This is a genomic window from Agrobacterium larrymoorei, assembly GCF_030819275.1.
GTDB classification, from domain to species: Bacteria; Pseudomonadota; Alphaproteobacteria; order Rhizobiales; family Rhizobiaceae; genus Agrobacterium; species Agrobacterium larrymoorei_B.
Genome location: NZ_JAUTBL010000002.1, coordinates 2,678,226 through 2,699,097, shown reverse-complemented (window position 1 = coordinate 2,699,097; position 20,872 = coordinate 2,678,226). Strand labels below are relative to the sequence as shown.

General features: G+C 60.0%; 16 protein-coding genes and 1 pseudogene. 14 read left to right on the top strand and 3 right to left on the bottom strand.

Annotation, left to right across the window (positions count from 1 at the left end; translation table 11 throughout):
• Positions 1–32 precede the first annotated feature (32 nt).
• The 9 genes from sucC to QE408_RS21600 all read left to right on the top strand — a co-directional run bounded on the left by sucC (position 33) and on the right by QE408_RS21600 (position 10,678).
• A complete protein-coding gene (sucC, locus tag QE408_RS21640; protein WP_306934521.1) occupies positions 33–1,226 on the top strand; it encodes an ADP-forming succinate--CoA ligase subunit beta in 1,194 nt (397 codons plus the stop codon).
• Positions 1,227–1,245: 19 nt separating this feature from the next.
• The gene (gene sucD / locus QE408_RS21635; RefSeq protein ID WP_062424886.1) at positions 1,246–2,148 is read left to right on the top strand and encodes a succinate--CoA ligase subunit alpha; all 903 of its coding nucleotides are present in this window, start codon (positions 1,246–1,248) and stop codon (positions 2,146–2,148) included.
• Positions 2,149–2,407: 259 nt separating this feature from the next.
• Positions 2,408–5,404: a 2-oxoglutarate dehydrogenase E1 component gene (locus QE408_RS21630; protein WP_306934520.1), complete on the top strand. Its 2,997-nt coding sequence runs from the start codon at positions 2,408–2,410 to the stop codon at positions 5,402–5,404.
• Positions 5,405–5,459: 55 nt separating this feature from the next.
• Entirely contained in the window at positions 5,460–6,698 is a 1,239-nt protein-coding gene (odhB, locus tag QE408_RS21625; RefSeq protein WP_306934519.1) for a 2-oxoglutarate dehydrogenase complex dihydrolipoyllysine-residue succinyltransferase, read from the top strand.
• Positions 6,699–6,767: 69 nt separating this feature from the next.
• On the top strand, positions 6,768–7,181 hold the full coding sequence (locus QE408_RS21620) for an MAPEG family protein (RefSeq protein ID WP_306934518.1): 414 nt from the start codon (positions 6,768–6,770) through the stop codon (positions 7,179–7,181).
• A gap of 13 nt (positions 7,182–7,194) precedes the next feature.
• Positions 7,195–7,833, top strand: a complete 639-nt coding sequence (locus QE408_RS21615; protein WP_306934517.1) for a LysE family translocator — start codon at positions 7,195–7,197, stop codon at positions 7,831–7,833.
• Between the two features lie 32 nt (positions 7,834–7,865).
• Positions 7,866–8,618 (top strand): SDR family oxidoreductase, encoded by a 753-nt coding sequence (locus QE408_RS21610; protein WP_306934516.1) that lies wholly within the window; start codon positions 7,866–7,868, stop codon positions 8,616–8,618.
• Between the two features lie 24 nt (positions 8,619–8,642).
• On the top strand, positions 8,643–10,049 hold the full coding sequence (lpdA, locus tag QE408_RS21605; protein WP_306934515.1) for a dihydrolipoyl dehydrogenase: 1,407 nt from the start codon (positions 8,643–8,645) through the stop codon (positions 10,047–10,049).
• A 134-nt stretch (positions 10,050–10,183) separates the two neighbouring features.
• Complete coding sequence (locus tag QE408_RS21600; protein WP_306934514.1) at positions 10,184–10,678, top strand: cytochrome b; 495 nt, start codon at positions 10,184–10,186, stop codon at positions 10,676–10,678.
• Between the two features lie 79 nt (positions 10,679–10,757).
• On the opposite strand, the gene QE408_RS21595 is transcribed toward QE408_RS21600, so the two are convergent.
• On the bottom strand, positions 10,758–12,755 hold the full coding sequence (locus QE408_RS21595; protein ID WP_306934513.1) for a BCCT family transporter: 1,998 nt from the start codon (positions 12,753–12,755) through the stop codon (positions 10,758–10,760).
• Positions 12,756–13,016: 261 nt separating this feature from the next.
• On the opposite strand from QE408_RS21595, the pseudogene QE408_RS21590 reads away from it, so the two are divergent.
• Positions 13,017–13,478, top strand: a pseudogene (locus tag QE408_RS21590) (DUF2867 domain-containing protein).
• A gap of 5 nt (positions 13,479–13,483) precedes the next feature.
• Here QE408_RS21590 and QE408_RS21585 read toward each other — a convergent pair.
• A complete protein-coding gene (locus QE408_RS21585; RefSeq protein ID WP_306934512.1) occupies positions 13,484–14,578 on the bottom strand; it encodes a TraB/GumN family protein in 1,095 nt (364 codons plus the stop codon).
• 91 nt (positions 14,579–14,669) lie between these two features.
• Positions 14,670–15,614 (bottom strand): tyrosine recombinase XerC, encoded by a 945-nt coding sequence (locus QE408_RS21580; RefSeq protein WP_373465572.1) that lies wholly within the window; start codon positions 15,612–15,614, stop codon positions 14,670–14,672.
• 170 nt (positions 15,615–15,784) lie between these two features.
• On the opposite strand from QE408_RS21580, the gene QE408_RS21575 reads away from it, so the two are divergent.
• From QE408_RS21575 to atpA, 4 genes are all read left to right on the top strand, one after another.
• Positions 15,785–18,028 (top strand): primosomal protein N', encoded by a 2,244-nt coding sequence (locus tag QE408_RS21575; RefSeq protein ID WP_306934510.1) that lies wholly within the window; start codon positions 15,785–15,787, stop codon positions 18,026–18,028.
• Between the two features lie 83 nt (positions 18,029–18,111).
• Positions 18,112–18,498, top strand: a complete 387-nt coding sequence (locus QE408_RS21570; protein ID WP_306934920.1) for an AGROH133_08824 family phage infection protein — start codon at positions 18,112–18,114, stop codon at positions 18,496–18,498.
• Positions 18,499–18,759: 261 nt separating this feature from the next.
• Positions 18,760–19,326: a F0F1 ATP synthase subunit delta gene (locus tag QE408_RS21565; RefSeq protein ID WP_306934509.1), complete on the top strand. Its 567-nt coding sequence runs from the start codon at positions 18,760–18,762 to the stop codon at positions 19,324–19,326.
• Entirely contained in the window at positions 19,326–20,855 is a 1,530-nt protein-coding gene (gene atpA, locus QE408_RS21560; RefSeq protein ID WP_306934508.1) for a F0F1 ATP synthase subunit alpha, read from the top strand. The genes QE408_RS21565 and atpA overlap by 1 nt, the downstream gene beginning before the upstream one ends.
• The last annotated feature ends 17 nt before the right edge of the window (positions 20,856–20,872 follow it).

Below are 20,872 nucleotides of genomic sequence, written 5' to 3'. Positions count from 1 at the left end.
TCGCCTTTCTGGCTGCAAACAGGGAATAACCCATGAATATTCATGAATATCAGGCCAAGGCTCTTCTGAAGGGCTATGGTGCGCCGGTTGCCGAAGGGGTTGCCATCCTCAAGGTCGAAGAAGCCGAAGCTGCCGCCAAGCAGCTTCCCGGCCCGCTCTACGTGGTCAAGAGCCAGATCCATGCTGGTGGCCGCGGCAAGGGCAAGTTCAAGGAACTCGGTCCTGACGCGAAGGGCGGCGTTCGCCTGGCAAAGTCCATCGAGGAAGTCGTGGCGCACGCCAAGGACATGCTCGGCAACACGCTGGTAACGGCTCAGACCGGTGAAGCCGGCAAGCAGGTCAACCGCCTCTACATCGAAGACGGTGCCGACATTGCTCGCGAACTCTACTGCTCGCTGCTCGTCGACCGTTCCGTCGGCAAGGTTGCTTTCGTCGTTTCGACTGAAGGCGGCATGGACATCGAAGCGGTTGCACACGACACGCCTGAGAAGATCCACACGATCGCGATCGACCCGGAGGCCGGTGTGACGGCTGACGACGTTGCCAAGATCTCCAGCGCGCTTGCTCTCGACGGCGTTGCTGCCGAAGACGCCAAGTCGCTCTTCCCGGTTCTCTACAAGGCCTTCGTTGAAAAGGACATGGCGCTCCTCGAGATCAACCCGCTGATCGTCATGGAAAATGGCCATCTGCGCGTTCTCGACGCCAAGGTTTCCTTCGACGGCAACGCGCTGTTCCGCCATGACGACGTCAAGGCTCTGCGCGACGAGACCGAAGAAGACGCCAAGGAAATCGAAGCCTCCAAGTGGGACCTCGCTTACGTTGCGCTCGACGGCAACATCGGCTGCATGGTCAATGGTGCCGGTCTTGCCATGGCAACGATGGACATCATCAAGCTTTACGGCAAAGAGCCTGCAAACTTCTGCGACGTCGGTGGTGGCGCTGGCAAGGAGAAGGTCGCTGCAGCCTTCAAGATCATCACCGCAGACCCGAAGGTCGAGGGCATCCTCGTCAACATCTTCGGCGGCATCATGAAGTGCGACGTTATTGCTGAAGGCGTTATCGCCGCAGTGAAGGAAGTCGGTCTCAAGGTTCCGCTCGTCGTGCGCCTGGAAGGCACGAATGTCGAACTTGGCAAGAAGATCCTGAACGAGTCCGGCCTCGCCATCACGGCTGCCGACGATCTGGACGATGCTGCCAAGAAGATCGTCGCCGCGGTCAACGGCTAATTTTTAAGGATCCTGATTAATGTCCATTCTCGTCAATAAAGACACAAAGATCCTCGTGCAGGGCCTGACCGGCAAGACCGGTACGTTCCACACCGAACAGGCTCTTGCCTATTACGGCACGCAGATGGTCGGCGGTATCCACCCTTCCAAGGGCGGCACCAACTGGACCGGCTCCAAGGGCGAAACCCTGCCGATCTTCGCAACCGTTGCCGAAGCCAAGGAAAAGACCGGTGCAGACGCATCCGTGATCTATGTTCCGCCGGCAGGTGCCGCTGATGCGATCATCGAAGCGATCGACGCCGAGATCCCGTTCATCACCTGCATCACCGAAGGTATTCCGGTGGCAGACATGGTTCGCGTCAAGGCTCGCCTCGACCGTTCTAGCTCGCGCCTGCTTGGCCCGAACTGCCCAGGTATCCTGACGCCGGAAGAATGCAAGATCGGCATCATGCCGGGCTCGATCTTCCGCAAGGGTTCGGTCGGTATCGTCTCGCGCTCCGGCACGCTGACCTATGAAGCCGTGTTCCAGACATCCAATGAAGGCCTCGGCCAGACGACGGCTGTCGGTATCGGCGGCGACCCGGTCAAGGGCACCGAATTCATCGACGTGCTGGAAATGTTCCTCGCAGACGAAGCCACGACCTCGATCATCATGATCGGCGAAATCGGCGGCTCGGCTGAAGAAGATGCAGCCCAGTTCCTGATCGACGAAGCCAAGAAGGGCCGCAAGAAGCCGATGGCTGGCTTCATTGCCGGTCGTACCGCGCCGAAGGGCCGTACCATGGGCCACGCCGGTGCTGTCGTTTCAGGCGGCAAGGGCGATGCAGAATCGAAGATCGCTGCCATGGAAGCAGCGGGCATCAAGGTTTCGCCCTCTCCGGCACGCCTTGGCAAGACGCTGGTCGAAGTCCTCAAGGGCTGAGATCGACACAATCTGGCAGCGGGCAGGGGCTGGAAACGGCGGCCTGCCCGAAGCTGCATGAAGATAGAGACGTGACGTCGTTTCCGTGAAGGCATAGAGCGGTTCCACCGTTCAGCACCGGGAAACAAAGACTTGAGAATAGGTCGGCATTTTCTTTCGAAGAGTCCGGCGATGCTCAAGCGGCAAGAATGCAAGCGACCGGTCGCGAATGACCATCAACGGGATTGAGGAGGCGGACGATCACGTCCGCGAAAAAACAATGGCAAGGCAAGAAGCCAACGAGCAGTTTCAGATCACGTCGTTTCTCGACGGCGCGAATGCGGCCTATATCGAGCAGCTCTATGCCCGGTACGAAGAGGACCCCTCCTCAGTATCGCCTGAGTGGCAGAGTTTCTTCAAGGGTCTGTCCGACAATCCTGACGATGTGAAGAAGGCGGCCAAGGGCGCCTCCTGGAAGCGCGCCAACTGGCCGATCCCGGCTGGCGGCGATCTGATTTCCGCACTCGACGGCAACTGGGCGACGGTCGAAAAGGCCATCGAGAAGAAGGTTCAGGCCAAGGCCGAAGCCAAGGGCGCTGAGACCGGCAAGCCCGTCAGCGAAGCCGAAGTGCTGCAGGCGACCCGTGACAGCGTTCGCGCCATCATGATGATCCGCGCCTACCGCATGCGCGGCCACCTGCATGCCAAGCTCGATCCGCTCGGCATTGCAAGTGCGGTCGAAGATTATAATGAGCTGTCTCCGAAGTCCTATGGCTTCGAAGAGAGCGACTACGACCGCAAGATTTTCATCGATAACGTGCTCGGCCTCGAATACGCGACCGTGCGCGAAATGATCGATATTCTGGAGCGCACCTACTGCTCCACCATCGGCGTCGAGTTCATGCACATGTCCAACCCCGACGAAAAGGGCTGGATCCAGGAGCGCATCGAAGGTGCCGACAAGGGCGTTGCCTTCACCGCCGAAGGCAAGAAGGCGATCCTGTCGAAGCTCGTCGAAGCCGAAGGCTACGAGCAGTTCCTCGACGTGCGCTTCAAGGGCACCAAGCGTTTCGGCCTCGACGGCGGTGAATCGCTGATCCCGGCGCTGGAACAGATCATCAAGCGTGGCGGCCAGGACGGTCTGGAAGAAGTCGTTCTCGGCATGGCTCACCGTGGCCGTCTGAACGTTCTGACCAACGTCATGGGCAAGCCGCACCGCGCCGTGTTCCACGAGTTCAAGGGCGGCTCCTTCAAGCCGGACGATGTCGAAGGTTCGGGCGACGTGAAGTACCACCTCGGTGCCTCGTCCGACCGTGAATTCGACGGCAACAAGGTTCATCTGTCGCTCACGGCCAACCCGTCGCATCTGGAAATCGTCAACCCCGTGGTCATGGGCAAGGCTCGCGCCAAGCAGGACCAGCTCGCCAAGGTCTGGGATGGCGACACCATTCCGCTGTCCGAGCGCGCCAAGGTTCTGCCGCTGCTGCTGCACGGCGATGCTGCCTTTGCAGGCCAGGGCGTGGTTGCCGAAATTCTCGGACTGTCCGGTCTTCGCGGCCACCGCGTTGCCGGCACCATGCACTTCATCATCAACAACCAGATCGGCTTTACGACGAACCCGGCCTTCTCGCGCTCGTCGCCCTATCCGTCCGACGTTGCCAAGATGATCGAAGCGCCGATCTTCCACGTCAATGGCGACGATCCGGAAGCGGTGGTCTATGCGGCCAAGATCGCGACCGAATATCGCATGAAGTTCCACAAGCCTGTCGTCATCGACATGTTCTGCTACCGCCGCTTCGGCCATAACGAAGGCGACGAGCCAGCGTTCACGCAGCCGAAGATGTACAAGGTCATCCGCGGTCACAAGACCGTTGCCCGCATCTATGCCGACCGCCTCATCGCCGAAGGGCTGATGAACGAAGGCGAATTCGAAAAGATGAAGGCCGACTGGCGCGGCCATCTGGAGCAGGAATTCGAAGCCGGTCAGAGCTACAAGCCGAACAAGGCCGACTGGCTGGACGGTCAGTGGTCGGGTCTGCGCGCCGCCGACAATGCCGATGAGCAGCGTCGCGGCAAGACGGGCGTGCCGATGAAGCAGCTGAAGGAAATCGGCAAGAAGCTGTCGACCATTCCGGAAGGCTTCAACGCCCACCGCACGATCCAGCGTTTCATGGAAAACCGGTCGCAGATGATCGAGACCGGCGAAGGGATCGACTGGGCGATGGCTGAAGCGCTTGCCTTCGGTTCGCTTGCCGTCGATGGCCACAAGATCCGTCTGTCCGGTCAGGATTGCGAACGCGGCACCTTCTCGCAGCGTCACTCGGTTCTCTACGATCAGGAGACCGAAGAGCGTTACATCCCGCTGGCGAACCTGTCGCCGACCCAGGCCCGTTACGAAGTCATCAACTCGATGCTGTCGGAAGAAGCCGTTCTCGGTTTCGAATACGGTTACTCGCTGGCCCGTCCGACTGCGCTGACCCTCTGGGAAGCCCAGTTCGGCGACTTCGCCAACGGTGCGCAGGTGGTGTTCGACCAGTTCATTTCGTCTGGAGAACGCAAGTGGCTTCGCATGTCCGGTCTCGTCTGCCTTCTGCCGCATGGCTATGAGGGGCAGGGTCCGGAGCACTCCTCTGCGCGTCTGGAGCGTTTCCTCCAGCTTTGCGCCGAAGACAACATGCAGGTTGCCAACTGCACCACGCCCGCCAACTACTTCCACATTCTGCGCCGTCAGGTGAAGCGCGACTTCCGCAAGCCGCTGATCATGATGACGCCGAAGTCCCTGCTGCGCCACAAGCGCGCAACCTCTTCGCTGACGGAAATGGCAGGCGAGTCCTCCTTCCACCGTCTGCTGTGGGACGATGCGGAAGTCATCAAGGACGGTCCGATCAAGCTGCAGAAGGATTCCAAGATCCGTCGCGTCGTGCTCTGCACCGGCAAGGTCTATTACGATCTTCTGGAAGAGCGCGAGAAGCGCGGTGTCGACGATGTCTACCTGCTGCGTATCGAACAGCTCTATCCGTTCCCGGCCAAGGCGCTCATCAACGAGCTGTCGCGCTTCCGCAATGCGGAGATGGTCTGGTGCCAGGAAGAGCCGAAGAATATGGGCGCGTGGTCCTTCATCGACCCGTATCTCGAATGGGTTCTGGCGCATATCGACGCCAAGTACCAGAAGGTCCGTTACACGGGCCGTCCGGCTGCCGCCTCTCCGGCGACCGGCCTGATGTCCAAGCATCTGGCGCAGCTTGCTGCGTTCCTCGAAGACGCGTTGGGAGAGTAACCACTCTCCCGCTTCGACCCTCGCAACAAAGACACCTGAATAACGGAACGATAACATGGCCACTGAAATCCGCGTACCAACACTGGGTGAGTCCGTCAGCGAAGCGACTGTCGGCACCTGGTTCAAGAAAGTCGGCGACACCGTCAAGGCTGACGAGCCGCTGGTCGAACTCGAAACCGACAAGGTGACTGTTGAAGTCCCAGCCCCCGCTTCCGGCGTTCTGACCGAAATCGTCGCCCAGAATGGCGAAACCGTCGGTCTCGACGCGCTGCTCGGCCAGATCGCCGAGGGTGCCGCTGGTGCTGCCACCTCCGCGCCTGCACCGGCTGCCGCTCCTGCTGCTCCCGCTCCTGCCGCAGCACCGGCTGCTGCTGCTCCTGCCCCTTCTGCTTCCGGCTCTGTTCCGCCTGCGCCTGCCGCCGGCAAGCTTCTGTCTGAAAACAATCTTTCTGCCGATCAGGTCGATGGTTCGGGCAAGCGCGGCCAGGTTCTGAAGGGTGATGTTCTGGCGGCTGTCGCCAAGGGCGTTTCCGCTCCGGCCCCTGCTCCGGCTCCGGTTGCTGCACCGCGTCCGGTTTCTGCCGAGCAGGACGCCGTTCGCGAAGAGCGCGTGAAGATGACGCGTCTGCGCCAGACGATCGCACGCCGCCTCAAGGACGCGCAGAACACCGCTGCCATGCTGACCACCTATAACGAGGTGGACATGAAGGCCGTTATGGACCTGCGCAACCGCTACAAGGACGTGTTCGAGAAGAAGCATGGCGTGAAGCTTGGCTTCATGGGCTTCTTCACCAAGGCCGTGACCCACGCGCTGAAGGAACTGCCTGCGGTCAACGCCGAAATCGACGGCAACGACATCATCTACAAGAACTATTGTCACGTCGGCATGGCCGTCGGCACGGACAAGGGTCTTGTCGTTCCGGTCATCCGCGATGCAGACCAGCTCTCCATCGCTGGCGTCGAAAAGGAACTTGGTCGTCTTGCCAAGGCAGCCCGCGACGGCTCGCTCGGCATGGCCGACATGCAGGGCGGTACCTTCACCATCACCAATGGTGGTGTCTATGGCTCGCTGATGTCCTCGCCGATCCTCAACGCACCGCAGTCCGGTATCCTCGGCATGCACAAGATCCAGGAGCGTCCGGTCGCCATCGGCGGTCAGGTCGTCATTCGTCCGATGATGTATCTGGCACTCTCCTACGATCACCGCATCGTTGACGGCAAGGAAGCCGTGACCTTCCTCGTCCGCGTCAAGGAAAGCCTGGAAGATCCGGAACGCCTGGTTCTCGATCTCTAATCGACTTGCTTTTCGTTTCAGCGGGGTTTCAAGTGAAATCCCGCTGAATTCCCGTCAGGAGCGCCCTTCTTGGAACCGACATTTCTCGCCGCGTCGCCCTTTCTGCCGCTCATCGGCTTGAGCGTTCTGATTCTCGTGGTGCATGTGATGTTGCAGGCGCTGATCGCGACCAAGGAACTTGGGCGCGAGTGGAATGCCGGTCCGCGCGATGACGAGCGCCAGGCCACCGGCAAGCTTGCCGGACGCGCCAAGCGCGCTTCGGCCAATTTCCGCGAGACCTATCCGGCCTTCATCGCTCTTGCCTTCGGCGTGATCATGGCGGGCGATCCGTCCGGTATCGCGTTGATCGGCGCCTGGATCTGGCTGGTGTGCCGCGTCATCTACATCCCGCTTTATCTGATGGGCATCCCTTATATCCGGTCGCTCGTCTGGGTGGGATCGATGATCGGCTTGCTGCTGATGTTCTTCGTGTTGATGTTCTAAGGGCCGGTCAATCATGCACCAGTATGTAATCGAACTTGCATCCCTGATGGCAATCTTTGCCTTTGCCATCGTATCTCCGGGTGCCGACCTTGCCATGGTCATGCGTCAGGCCATGGTGCATGGACGTCGTGAGGCCATCATCACCAGCTTCGGCATCGGCACGTCGCTGATGTTCCACGTCACCTACACGATCCTCGGTCTTGGCCTGATCATCTCGCAGTCGATCTACCTGTTCAATATCGTCAAGTGGCTTGGCGTCGCTTACCTAATCTATATCGGCATCAAGGCCCTGCGCGCCGGCAAGATGGAGCTGCCTGAGGTTTCTGAGAATGCGGCGGCGCATAAGCGACAGTCCGGCCTCAAGTCCTTCACGCTCGGCTTTGCCGCCAATGCGCTGAACCCGAAACCTGTCTTCTTCTTCCTGTCGATCTTCTCGACGGTGGTTCATGCTCACACGCCGGTGATGATCAAGTTCGGCTATGGCATCGTCATGGCAAGCTGCCTGATTGCATGGTTCGTCGGCGTCAGCCTGTTCATGACGACGCCGCGCATGCGCGCAGCCTTTGCGCGCGCCAGCCAGTGGATCGACCGCACCTCCGGCGTGGTCTTCATTGCGCTCGGCATCAAACTCGCAACCGAAAAAGCGGCCTGACATGCAGTCTCGCCGCAGCGGAGTGATCGCTGATGACTGAGGGTCCGGTTCTTCTCGTGACAGGCGGCAGCCGTGGTATCGGGGCTGCGACCGCGCGTCTTGCTGCCAAGCGCGGCTGGCGCGTGCTCGTCAACTACGCCACGAATGAGTCTGCGGCACGGAGCGTGGCCGATGATATTGCCCGCGATGGCGGCATTGCCCATATCGTGCAGGGTGACACCGGAACGGAAGAGGGCATCGCTTCGATCTTCGCGGCGCTGGACAATCACTTCGGTCGCATCGACGGGCTGGTGAACAATGCTGGTGTTGTCGATCAGACGGCCCGCGTCGAGGAGTTTTCGCGCGAGCGGCTCGACCGGATGTTTGCCATCAACGTCATCGGCAAGATCCGTTGCGCAGCCGAGGCGGTCAAACGCATGTCCACCAGGCATGGCGGGCGCGGCGGGTCGATCGTCAACATTTCGTCCATGGCTGCGGTGCTGGGAAGTGCCGGCCAATATGTGGATTACGCCGCCTCCAAGGGCGCCGTCGATACGTTCACCATCGGCTTGTCGCGTGAAGTTGCGGGCGAGGGCATTCGCGTCAATGCGGTTCGTCCCGGCATCATCGATACCGACATCCATGCATCGGGCGGGCTGCCGAACCGCGCCACGGATCTGGCGCCCATCGTGCCGATGCAAAGACCCGGTACTGCAGACGAGATCGCAGATGCGGTTCTCTACCTCCTTTCGCCCGAGGCGTCCTATGTGACGGGCGCTCTATTGAATGTGAGCGGCGGCAGATAGCTGCCCAACAATGAAGGAAATCAAATGGCTTATGATGTAGTTGTTATCGGTACCGGCCCCGGCGGTTATGTGTGCGCGGTCAAGGCCGCACAGCTCGGTCTCAAGGTCGCCGTCGTCGAAAAGCGCGCCACTTACGGCGGCACATGCCTCAATGTCGGCTGCATTCCTTCCAAGGCTCTGTTGCATGCATCGGAAATGTTTGCCCATGTTGCCCATGGCATGGACAGCCTCGGCATCGAAGTGGCGGCACCGACGCTCAACCTCGACAAGATGATGGGGCACAAGGACGGCGTGGTGAAGGCCAATGTCGATGGCGTGGCCTTCCTGTTCAAGAAGAACAAGATCGATGCCTTCCAGGGCACCGGCAAGGTCGTGTCCGCCGGCAAGGTCTCCGTCACCGCTGAGGACGGCTCGGTGCAGGAACTGGAAACCAAGAACATCGTGATTGCCACCGGTTCGGATGTCGCAGGCATTCCAGGCGTTCAGGTCGATCTCGACGAGCAGGTCATCGTCTCCTCCACCGGTGCAATCGCGCTTCCAAAGGTTCCGGAGAAGCTCATCGTCGTTGGCGGCGGTGTCATCGGTCTTGAACTCGGTTCCGTCTGGCAGCGCCTCGGCGCCAAGGTGACTGTCGTCGAATATCTCGACAACATTCTCGGCAGCATGGATGGTGAATTGTCCAAGCAGGCACAGCGTCTGTTTGCCAAGCAGGGCATCGACTTCAAGCTCGGCGCCAAGGTGACGGCCGTCGAAAAGACTGGCACTGGCGCGAAGGTCACGTTCGAGCCGGTCAAGGGCGGTGCAGCCGAAACGCTGGAAGCCGATGTGGTTCTGATCTCCACCGGTCGCAAGCCTTACACCGACGGTCTTGGCCTTGCCGAAGCCGGTGTTGCGCTCGACAGCCGCGGTCGCGTTGAAATCGACGGTCACTACAAGACCAGTGTTGCCGGCATTTACGCCATTGGCGACGTGGTGAAGGGCCCGATGCTGGCGCATAAGGCAGAAGATGAAGGCGTGGCACTCGCCGAAATCCTCGCCGGCCAGCACGGCCACGTTAATTACGACGTCATCCCGGGCGTGGTCTACACCCAGCCGGAAGTTGCCTCCGTCGGCAAGACCGAAGAAGAACTCAAGGCCGCGGGCATCGCCTACAAGGTCGGCAAGTTCCCCTTCACCGCCAATGGCCGCGCACGCGCCATGCAGGTCACCGATGGCTTCGTCAAGATCCTGGCCGACAAGGAAACCGACCGCGTTCTCGGCGGCCACATTCTCGGCTTCGGCGCTGGCGAAATGATCCAGGAAATCTCCGTACTGATGGAATTCAGCGGCTCGTCGGAAGATCTGGGTCGCACCTGCCACGCGCACCCGACCATGTCGGAAGCGGTGAAGGAAGCGGCGCTCGCGACCTTCTTCAAGCCGATCCATATGTAATCGGATCCGTTCTGCCCTCCCGTCAGGGGTGGGGCTGAACATTATATTTCGGCAAGGTTGAAAGCCGCATCTTGTTCTTCAGGATGCGGCTTTTATTGTGGCGTTTCAAACCGTTCAATAGCAAAGGCAAATCCATGGGTTCAACGTCCGTCATCGGCTACAGCATTCCGCAGAGGGCGCTTCACTGGATCATGGCGCTCCTGATCCTCTTCAACCTTCTCTTTCCCGACGGCACGGAACACTGGAACCGGTTGATGCGCCACGGTGAGGCGATCACGCCGGATGATATCGCGTCGGCCAATATCCATGCCTATGTCGGCATTGCCGTTCTGGTGCTCTGTCTTGTGCGCCTCTGTCTTCGGCTGGTGCAGGGCGTGCCGGAGGCGCCTGCCAATGAGCCGCCTCTGGCAAAGCTTGTTGCCAAGGTCACGCATTGGGCCTTCTATGCGATTTTCATCGTCATGCCGATGAGCGGTATCGGCAAATATTACTTCGGCAACGATATTGCGGGTGAGCTGCATGGCGGGCCGATCAAGGTTCTGCTCTGGGCGTTGATCGGCCTGCACCTTCTCGGCGTTCTGGTTCACCAATTCTTCTGGCGCACCAACCTTTTGCGCCGGATGGCCTGATACCAAAGATCACTGAGGGTGATCCCTTCGCTCAAATCGAAAAGGGCAGGCCGCTCGGTAAGCGGCCTGCCCTTTTGCATTACGCCCGGATGGCGTGAAGATACTGGAAGTGCCGATCATATTGCTCAAGCACATCCTGAATGAGTTCGTCCTTTGAAAATTCCATGACGTCATAATTCTGGCCGCCATCGAGAAGGAAGACCTCCGCCCGATAGTAATATTCGGCGCGTTTGCGATTGCTCTGGCTTTCGAAGAAGCTGTATCCGGGTGTTTCGTAACGGCGCATGCGCACGCCGTAGACGAACTCTTCCGGCTCACCCGGTGCCACTTTCAGTTTCAGCTTGTTGGGCTCTTCGTTAAGTCTGGTTACGAGCGAGCGTTTCTCCAACTCTGCCGCGACAGCCCGCAAGGCTTCGGTCGCCGTCTCGCGCATGAAGCGTTCTCCCTCGGCCTTCGAGGGGTGGTGGAGAATGCCCTGCAACTGCCGCTGCCACGAGATGGCGTTGCGTGGTCTCAGGTTCTGGACGAGGGCGTTCTGACGAACGCCTTCCCGCCGCAGACCCTTCCACAGCCCCCAGCACATCAAAAGCATGACGAAGGTGAAGGGAAGCGCCCCGGCAATGGAGGCCGTCTGAAGCGCATCGAGCCCGCCTGCATAGAGCAGGATAGCGCCGATGACGCCGGAGGTGATTGCCCAGAAGACGCGCCGCGCCACCGGTCCGTCTTCGCGTCCGCCGGAGGTGAGGGTATCGATGACAAGTGCGGCGGAATCCGCGCCGGTGACGAAGAAGAAGACGATCAGCGCCATGGCAAACCACGACACATAAAGACCAAGCGGAAACTGTTCGAGGAACACAAACAGTGCCAGCGTCACATCCTTGGAGACGGCCTCTGACACAGCCGTTGTTGCGCCGGTCAGATGAAGCGAAATCGCGGTATCGCCAAAAACCGTCATCCAGGCAAAGCTAAAGCCTGCCGGGACGAGAAGAACGCCAGCGATGAATTCGCGGATGGTGCGGCCGCGCGAAATGCGGGCAATGAACATGCCGACGAAGGGCGACCAGGCGATCCACCAGCCCCAGTAGAAGAGCGTCCAGCTTCCCAGCCATTTGCTCGGGCCTTCATCCGGCGAATAGGCATACATGTAGAAGGTGCGCATGACGAAATGATCGAGATAGGCGCCGAGGTTCTGGACGAAGGCGCGCATCAGGAAGGTCGTCGGCCCCATGACGAAGACGAAGAGCATCAGCGCCACGGCCATCAGCATGTTGAGATTCGACAGGAACTTGATGCCCTTGTCGAGACCGGTCGCGACCGAGACGGTCGCCATGGCGGTGATGATGACGATCAGAGGCAGTTGCACCCAGAAGGAAATCGACCAGCCGAGCACATGGTTGAAACCGGCATTGACTTGCAGCACGCCAAGCCCAAGTGAAGTCGCCACACCGAACAGCGTGCCGATGACGGCGAAGACGTCGACCGCATTGCCGATCGGACCATAGATGCGATCACCGATCAGCGGGTAGAGAGCGGAACGCATGGTGAGCGGCAGGCCATGGCGAAAGGAGAAATAGGCCAGCGACAGGCCGATGACCGCATAGACGGCCCAGGCATGCAGACCCCAATGGAAATAGCTGATCTCCATGGCGGTTCTCGCCGCCTCGATTGTCTCCGGGTCTCCGGTGGGTGGCGCGATGAAGTGCTTGATCGGTTCGGCGACGCCGAAAAAGACAAGACCGATGCCCATCCCCGCGGCGAAGAGCATGGAGAACCATGCGCCATAGCTGAAATCCGGGTCCGCATGGTTCGGGCCGAGCTTGATGCGGCCATAGCTGGAGCAGCCGAGATAAAGCATGAAGATCAGAAAGATTGCGACCGACAGCAGATAGACCCAGCCGAGTTCGGTGACGATCCAGGACTGCACAGCGCTGAACACGCTGGCGGATCCTTGTGGCCAGATGACCCCGGCCAGAACGAAAATGGCGGTGAGGCCGACCGACCAGAAAAAGACGGGTTTGTTGACGCCTTCCATCAACCCCACAGGCTTTGCGTCTTCTGAAGTTTGTTCTTCAGCCATGTGTTTTCCCTCTCATTTTACAACTTAAACACAGTCCTATTGCGCGGGCGCGGTTGCCCCACGCTAAACGCGCCCATGCCGCAAATGTATTGCGCGCCAAATAGTTGCGTGTGTCTGTCCGTTTTCATACAGGGCCTCTAATACACGCAGAGGCCGAAGCCGTTGATGTCGCAGCAGCGGCGGATTGTCGCCTATCGGCGCCTCAAGAAAAGGACGATAGTGCAGCTGAGGGTCGGGCAATCGAAGGCTGGGATGTTGGATATGCGAGATTTGGACGGAGTATTGCCGGGGGCAGATTGGCGCGATTGTTTCGAAGGGAAGATCGGCGATCACCCCTCTCACTCGCTCGATGTCGCGCGGCGTCTTCTGGATCATCCACCGGCCTGGATCAGCGGGTTGATGGCGCTTCGCAACGGCGTCGTTTCGGTCTTCGGGTAGAAAACGGTGGCGCTGGCAGCGGGTGAAATGGCCGGCGGGTTTCCTGTCGTCTCGTCTACGCCCGAGCGGACCGTTCTCGGTTTCGATGACCGCCATCTGGATTTCAGGATCGTGGTCGATCTGGAAGAACGGGCAGGCGGCAGCGTGGTGCGCGTGACCACCTTGGTTCGGCGCAAGAACCTGTTCGGACGGATCTATCTCTTCGCTGTCGGGCCGTTTCATCGCCGTATCGTGCCGACGACGATGCGACCCTTTTGCCGGGATGTGCGTGCTGTTCCGCTGTAACGTGATCAGTTCACCGAGGTCAGCGTAAAGCCCTTCTTCCGCAGCAGTTCGATGACGCCTTCTTTGCCGGGCAAATGCAGCGCGCCAACGGCCATGAAGACGCCGCCTTGATCGAGGTGGTTTTCGGCCCGTTCGGCCATCACGTGATTACGGTCAGTGATCAGCCGTTGTTCGAAGGCGGCGTAGCCGTCATCACCCTTTTTCTCGTCTGGGTCGATGCTCTTCATCATCGGTGTGATCATGCCGATCTCGCCCTTGAGATAGAGATCAATCATGGTGGCCATGATGTCCTGCATCCGGTCGCCCATGCGCAGCATTTCGATCAGCGACTGCACGTGGAAGGTCATCGGCAGATCGGACAGGGCGCTCATCTGCTCCACCAGCGTTTCCAGCCCGACAAGCTGCTTGCCCTCTTTCACCGCGTCATTGGCAAGCTTCATGTCGAGAAACTCCGCGCCCTTGGCCTTGCGCGCCAGTTCGCAGGCCGGCAGCGCCACGAAGCTGGAGAGAATCCAGGGCTTCATCTTGATCACCGCATTCAGCGGGATGCCGCGCTCTCTCAGGCCGGTTTCGAGCTTTGCCACATCGTCCGGAGACAGCATGTCGGTGATGGACTTGCCATCGAGAAACATGGTGAGGTCAGGGCGGGCGAGAAGCGAGGCGCCGGACTTTTTCTCGCTGGTGATCTCGTCGGATTCGACGATCACGGTGCTGGCTTTGGCAAAGGCTTCTTTCGCGCCCTTTGGCATATCCACCACCCGCGGATCGGCAAGGTGCATGGTGCCGAGAAGCCAGGAGGGCTCCTTGCCATCCTTCTCGATCTTCCAGAGCGTGCCTTTGCCGTTCGGGATTTTTTCAGCCTCGGAGACGATCGCTGCATAGGCTGGCGGGTCGGTCTTCTGCATCTCGACCAGTATGTCGCTGCCGCCGCAGGCATCGGCTTGCTGCTCGGCAGCGCTCGCGTCCGAGAGGGTCAGAAGCGTCATTAACAGAACGGAGAGTGCAGCCAGATGCAGTGCGGCGAAGAGCCACAAAAGTGCGTTGCCGAACCGGCCCATCAGTAGCGCTGTCAGGCCTTGCGGCCGCAAGAGAACAGTCATCGAATCACCTCCGTCTGCACCTTATGGCTTATAGGAGGGGCCGGTTGCACGGACGGTTAATGCTCATGGTTTACAAAGTGTTAACAAGGGGTCATGCCCTCGGATGAGCCTTGTCGTAGATATCCAGCAGTCGTGCCGTATCGACACCGGTATAGATCTGCGTCGTCGATAGGCTGGCGTGGCCCAAGAGTTCCTGGATGGTGCGAAGATCGCCGCCGCCCGCCAGAAGATGGGTGGCGAAGGAGTGGCGTAGCGCATGTGGCGTGGCGTTGTCCGGCAGGTTGAAAGCACCGCGAAGCTTCTGCATCTCGCGCTGGATGATGGCTGGCTGGAGCTTGCCGCCGCGCGCGCCGAGGAAGAGCGGTTCGTCGTTGGAGAGCGCATAGGGGCAGAGCTTGCGATAGGTCTCCACCGCCTCAAGCACGACGGGCAGCAGCGGTACGAGGCGCATCTTCTTGCCCTTGCCGATGACGCGCAGGCTTCTGGCGCCCGCCGGAAAATCGACAGGCTTGAGATCGAGCGCTTCGGAAATACGCAGGCCGCAGCCATAAAGCAGCGCCAGCACCGCGGCGTTGCGCGCGGCAATCCATGGCTCTTCGGCCAGTTGCCCCTCCTGCGTGGTGATCCTCAATGCCTGTCCGTCGGTCAGGGGTTTGGGCAGAGACTTCGGCTGTTTGGGTGCGCGCATGGCGGTGGCGCCTGCGGCATTGACGAGTCCGGTCTTTTCCAGAAAGCGCAGGAGCGAGCGCAGGCCAGCAAGATTCCGGCCCAGCGATCGCGCGCCTGTTCCGTCCTTGCGGCGCGCAGCCAGAAAGGCGCGCAGATCGGTGGCGCGGAGATTTTCGATGTCCTTGATGCGGGCGGGATGGCCATTATAGCCGGTCATGAAGATCAGGAACTGGCGTGTATCGCGCTCATAGGCATCCAGCGTGTGCTCTGACAAACGGCGTTCGTCTTCCAGGGCGGCCAGCCATTCCCGGCGCTTTTCCAGAAGCTCCGGATCGGCAAAGGTGAGAATTTCGTCCACGTCGTGCATCCTCTTGCGATCAGGCGTCCATCATAGGCATGTGCGGTCAGCATTTGGTTAACGGGTCGATAACGCGGTGGGGAGGCCGGATTATGATGTGTGTGAAAACCGTTCCGATTTTCGCGACGATGCTATAGAGGTTCCCTTTTCGTTTCCTAAAGGACAATGTCGCCGCAACCATGGCAGACGATTCGACCGATCTTTTTGGCGCTCTGTTTGGCCCCGCATCCGGCAGCATGAAACCGGGTGACGCTGGGCCTGCTGTCGCCGTTCCCGTTCTGGTGCCGATGCCGGCGCCCGGTCCCTATAGCTATGGCGTGCCGGACGATATGGTGGTGGAGCCGGGCTCCATCGTGCAGGTGCCGCTTGGTCCACGGCAGGTCATTGGCGTGGTGTGGGACAAGAATGATGGCCCTGCCGTCGATCCGAAGAAGCTTCGCCCGATCACCAAGACATTCGATTGCCCGCCGCTTCGTGAAGAGATGCGCCGCTTCATCGACTGGGTGGCCTCCTATACGCTCTCGCCGCCTGGACTGGTGGCGAAGATGGCGCTGCGTGCGCCTGCCGCTTTCGATCCCGAACCGATGGTCGAAGGACTGAGGCTGACCGAAGCCCGGCCGGAACGGCTCACCCCTGCACGCGAGCGTGTGATCGAGCTTGCCGGTGAAGGCCATGGCTGGACGCGCAGTGGACTTGCCCATGCGGCGGGTGTTTCCACCAGCGTAGTCGAGGGTCTTGCCAAGCAGGGCGTGTTCGAGACCGTGTTTCTGCCAGCGCCTCCCGTGGTGGCGGAGCCTGACCCGGACTATGCGCCGTCACGACTGGAAGGGCCGCAAAAGCAGGCGGCATCCGAAATTCTGGAGGATGTGCGCAAGGGTGGCTTTGCCGTCTCGCTGATCGATGGCGTTACGGGCTCGGGAAAGACGGAGGTCTATTTCGAGGCGGTGGCCGAAACCTTGCGGCAGGGCAAGCAGGTGTTGATCCTGCTACCGGAAATCGCTCTGACTGCCGCCTTTCTCGACCGGTTTCAGGACCGCTTCGGCTCACGCCCGGCGGAGTGGCATTCTGATATCTCGCCGCGTATGCGTGAACGGGTCTGGCGACAGGCCGTGACGGGTGAGGTGCGTGTCGTGGCGGGCGCGCGCTCGGCACTCTTCCTGCCTTTTGACAATCTCGGTCTCATCATCGTCGATGAAGAGCATGATCCGGCCTACAAGCAGGAAGACCGCGTCTTCTATAATGCGCGCGATATGGCGGTGGTGCGGGCTCGCATCGGCGATTTTCCGATCGTGCTGGTTTCGGCAACGCCTTCGGTGGAAAGCCAGGTCAACGGCAATTCCGGCCGCTACAATACCATTCATCTGCATACGCGCTTTGGCGATGCGGCGATGCCGGATCTGCATCTGGTCGATATGCGCCGCCACCCGCCGGAACGTGGCGGCTTCCTCTCTCCTGTGCTGCTGCGCGGCATTGCCAAGACCATCGAGAAGGGCGAGCAGGCGCTGCTCTTCCTCAATCGACGCGGCTATGCGCCCCTGACGCTGTGCCGGGTCTGCGGTCATCGCTTCCAGTGCCCGCAATGCTCAAGCTGGCTGGTGGAGCATCGTTTCCGCAGCCAGCTCCAGTGTCATCAATGCGGCTATAGCGAGCCGACGCCGGATCATTGCCCGGAATGCGGCACCTTCGATCATCTGGCCGCCTGCGGTCCTGGCGTGGAGCGCATCGCCGAAGAAGTCGAGAAGCATTTTCCCGAGGCCCGCACCATCGTGCTGTCCTCCGACCTGATGGGCGTGAAGCGCCTGCGGCTGGAACTCGAAGCCATCGTCAAGGGCGAGGCGGATATCGTCATCGGCACGCAACTCGTCGCCAAGGGCCATAACTTCCCGCTGATGACGCTGGTGGGGATTGTCGATGCCGATCTCGGACTGGCGAATGGCGATCCGCGAGCGGCGGAGCGCACCTTCCAGCTTCTGTCTCAGGTTACGGGCCGTGCCGGGCGAACCGGGCGCAAGAGCCATGGCCTGTTGCAGACCTACCAGCCGCAGCATCCGGTGATGCAGGCGATCGTCTCAGGTGACGCGGAAGCCTTTTACGAGCGCGAAATCATCGAGCGCGAAAAGGCGCTGCTGCCGCCTTTTGGGCGCTTGGCGTCTATCATCGTGTCCGCCGATAGCCGGGCAGAAGCGGAAACCCATGCGCGTGCACTTCGTGCGTCTGCACCGCAGGCGCCCGGCATCATGCTGCTCGGGCCGGCCGAAGCGCCGCTGGCACTCATCCGCGGGCGCCATCGCTTCCGGCTTCTCGTGCATGGAAAGCGCAATTCCGACATGCAGTCCTTCCTGCGGGCGATGATTGCCAATGGCCCGAAGGAGCGCGGCTCCATCCATGTGCAGACGGATATCGATCCGCAAAGCTTCCTGTAACGCGGTCTGGACGCAACCATCTTTCGGCATCGTTCCTGCCGTGGCATAAGGCGGCCAAGGGATTCGCAATTTGGGGCGGAATGATGGAGTTTTACTTTCCGACGGAACCGGGTGAGCAGCTGGCTTTTTTCGCAGCGGTTCTGTCGTCGCTGATCGGCCTTGTGGTGATGTTTGCACCGATGATCACCTTTCGCCTCTTCGGCCTGCAGGTGGCGGGCGAACGGCGTGATGGGCTGGTGTTGATCCGCTCCTGCCTTGCCGGCTTCTATCTCGGTCTCGGTGCGTCGGCGCTGCTTCTTGCTCAGCCGATGGTCTACTTGGCCTTCGGCGCTGCCTTTGCGCTCGCCTCGTTCGGCGCGCTGCTTTCCATCCTGTCCGATGGAGGCGCAACGATCCGCAATTCATTACTTCTGGTTGTGCATGCCGCCCTGGCTGCTCTTCCGCTGATGTATGTGTTTGGGCTGGTTTAACGCAGGATTCAAAGCATTTCTTCCCGGTATCAGCGTCACAACCGCGTCATTGGGAAAATTAAACGGCATTACCCCTTGCCCAAAAGAAGGTTTCCGCTATTACGCGTGTTGCGAGTCCCGGCTTCCTATGCTAGACGGACCGCGAAATCGAGATAAGGCAGGGGGGAATTCCAGCCTTTTTCGGGGAAATTGAAACGAATTCAAGAATTTGACGAAGCCGATCTCTCGGCTGCGTGTTCTTGGATGAATAGCAGGGAAAAATTGCCCGTGGCAGATACCTCCCATGGAACATCCGGTGTAGCGGAAAGGTATGCGTCTTCGCTTTTCGAGCTTGCCTTGGAAGCGGGTGTTGTTGAGGCAGTCAGCGCCGATCTCGACAGGTTTCAGGCCTTGCTCGATGAAAGCGACGACTTGAAGCGTCTGGTTGCGAGCCCGGTCTTCTCTGCGGAAGATCAGTCGAGGGCCATTTCGGCTATCGCCGAGAAGGCCGGCATTTCCGGTCTTGCTGCCAATTTCCTCAAGGTTGTGGCCAATAACCGCCGCCTGTTTGCCGTTCCCGGCATGATTGCCTCCTACCATACTATTGCTGCTGCCCACCGCGGCGAAATTGTTGCCGAAGTTACTTCGGCGCATGCGCTCGACGAAGCGCAGGAAACTGAACTGAAAGCGGCGCTGAAGAGTGTGACCGGCAAGGATGTGACGATCGCTCTTACGGTCGATCCCTCCATCCTCGGCGGTCTCATCGTCAAGGTCGGTTCACGCCAGATCGATACGTCTCTTCGCACCAAACTTTCCACCCTTAAGCTTGCACTGAAAGAGGTTGGCTGATGGATATCCGCGCCGCGGAAATTTCCGCAATTCTGAAAGATCAAATCAAAAATTTCGGCAACGAGGCGGAAGTCTCCGAAGTCGGCCAGGTTCTGTCCGTTGGTGACGGTATTGCTCGCGTTTACGGCCTCGACAATGTTCAGGCTGGTGAAATGGTCGAGTTCCCCGGCGGCATTCGCGGCATGGCGCTGAACCTTGAAGCCGACAATGTCGGTGTCGTTATTTTCGGTTCCGACCGTGACATCAAGGAAGGCGATATCGTCAAGCGCACCGGCGCGATCGTTGACGTTCCTGTCGGTCCTGAGCTGCTTGGCCGCGTCGTCGACGCCCTCGGCAACCCGATCGACGGCAAGGGCCCGATCAATGCGACGGAACGCCGCCGCGTCGACGTCAAGGCTCCTGGCATCATTCCGCGCAAGTCGGTTCATGAGCCGATGTCGACCGGCCTCAAGGCCATCGACGCTCTGATCCCGGTTGGCCGCGGCCAGCGCGAGCTCGTCATCGGCGACCGCCAGACCGGCAAGACCGCCATCATTCTCGACACGTTCCTGAACCAGAAGCCGATCCACGACAACGGCCCGGACAATGACAAGCTGTACTGCGTCTACGTCGCTGTCGGCCAGAAGCGTTCGACCGTCGCTCAGTTCGTCAAGGTTCTGGAAGAGCGTGGCGCTCTTCAGTACTCCATCGTCATCGCTGCTACCGCTTCCGATGCTGCTCCGATGCAGTTCCTGGCACCGTTTGCCGGCTGCGCCATGGGCGAATATTTCCGTGACAACGGCAAGCACGCCCTGATCGGCTATGACGACCTGTCCAAGCAGGCTGTCGCCTACCGTCAGATGTCGCTTCTTCTGCGTCGTCCTCCGGGCCGCGAAGCTTACCCTGGCGACGTTTTCTATCTGCACTCGCGTCTTCTCGAGCGCGCTGCCAAGATGAGCGACGAAATGGGTGCTGGCTCGCTGACGGCTCTGCCGGTCATCGAAACCCAGGGCAACGACGTTTCCGCCTTTATTCCGACCAACGTGATCTCGATCACCGACGGTCAGATCTTCCTTGAAACCGACCTGTTCTATCAGGGTATCCGTCCGGCTGTTAACGTCGGTCTGTCGGTTTCGCGCGTTGGTTCTGCCGCTCAGATCAAGGCCATGAAGCAGGTTGCCGGTTCGATCAAGGGTGAGCTTGCCCAGTATCGCGAAATGGCAGCGTTTGCCCAGTTCGGTTCGGACCTCGATGCCTCCACGCAGCGCCTGCTGAACCGTGGTGCGCGCCTGACCGAACTTCTCAAGCAGCCGCAGTTCTCTCCGCTCAAGACGGAAGAGCAGGTTGCGGTGATCTTCGCTGGCGTCAATGGCTACCTCGACAAGGTCGCGGTCAACCAGGTCGGCAAGTTCGAACAGGGTCTGCTGTCCTACCTTCGTTCCGAAGGCAAGGCGATCCTCGACACCATCCGCACGGAAAAGGCTATCAGCGACGATACCAAGGGCAAGCTCAAGGCTGCTCTCGATAACTTCGCCAAGTCTTTCTCCTGATTAGGCTCTGACTGGGA

What these genes read in the sequence shown, in the direction of transcription:
- sucC (WP_306934521.1), top strand. Translation starts at nt 33, where the DNA reads ATGAATATTCATGAATATCAGGCCAAGGCTCTTCTGAAGGGCTATGGT.
- sucD (WP_062424886.1), top strand. Translation starts at nt 1,246, where the DNA reads ATGTCCATTCTCGTCAATAAAGACACAAAGATCCTCGTGCAGGGCCTG.
- QE408_RS21630 (WP_306934520.1), top strand. Translation starts at nt 2,408, where the DNA reads ATGGCAAGGCAAGAAGCCAACGAGCAGTTTCAGATCACGTCGTTTCTC.
- odhB (WP_306934519.1), top strand. Translation starts at nt 5,460, where the DNA reads ATGGCCACTGAAATCCGCGTACCAACACTGGGTGAGTCCGTCAGCGAA.
- QE408_RS21615 (WP_306934517.1), top strand. Translation starts at nt 7,195, where the DNA reads ATGCACCAGTATGTAATCGAACTTGCATCCCTGATGGCAATCTTTGCC.
- QE408_RS21610 (WP_306934516.1), top strand. Translation starts at nt 7,866, where the DNA reads ATGACTGAGGGTCCGGTTCTTCTCGTGACAGGCGGCAGCCGTGGTATC.
- lpdA (WP_306934515.1), top strand. Translation starts at nt 8,643, where the DNA reads ATGGCTTATGATGTAGTTGTTATCGGTACCGGCCCCGGCGGTTATGTG.
- QE408_RS21600 (WP_306934514.1), top strand. Translation starts at nt 10,184, where the DNA reads ATGGGTTCAACGTCCGTCATCGGCTACAGCATTCCGCAGAGGGCGCTT.
- QE408_RS21595 (WP_306934513.1), bottom strand. Translation starts at nt 12,755, where the DNA reads ATGGCTGAAGAACAAACTTCAGAAGACGCAAAGCCTGTGGGGTTGATG.
- QE408_RS21585 (WP_306934512.1), bottom strand. Translation starts at nt 14,578, where the DNA reads ATGACTGTTCTCTTGCGGCCGCAAGGCCTGACAGCGCTACTGATGGGC.
- QE408_RS21580 (WP_373465572.1), bottom strand. Translation starts at nt 15,614, where the DNA reads ATGCACGACGTGGACGAAATTCTCACCTTTGCCGATCCGGAGCTTCTG.
- QE408_RS21575 (WP_306934510.1), top strand. Translation starts at nt 15,785, where the DNA reads ATGGCAGACGATTCGACCGATCTTTTTGGCGCTCTGTTTGGCCCCGCA.
- QE408_RS21570 (WP_306934920.1), top strand. Translation starts at nt 18,112, where the DNA reads ATGGAGTTTTACTTTCCGACGGAACCGGGTGAGCAGCTGGCTTTTTTC.
- atpA (WP_306934508.1), top strand. Translation starts at nt 19,326, where the DNA reads ATGGATATCCGCGCCGCGGAAATTTCCGCAATTCTGAAAGATCAAATC.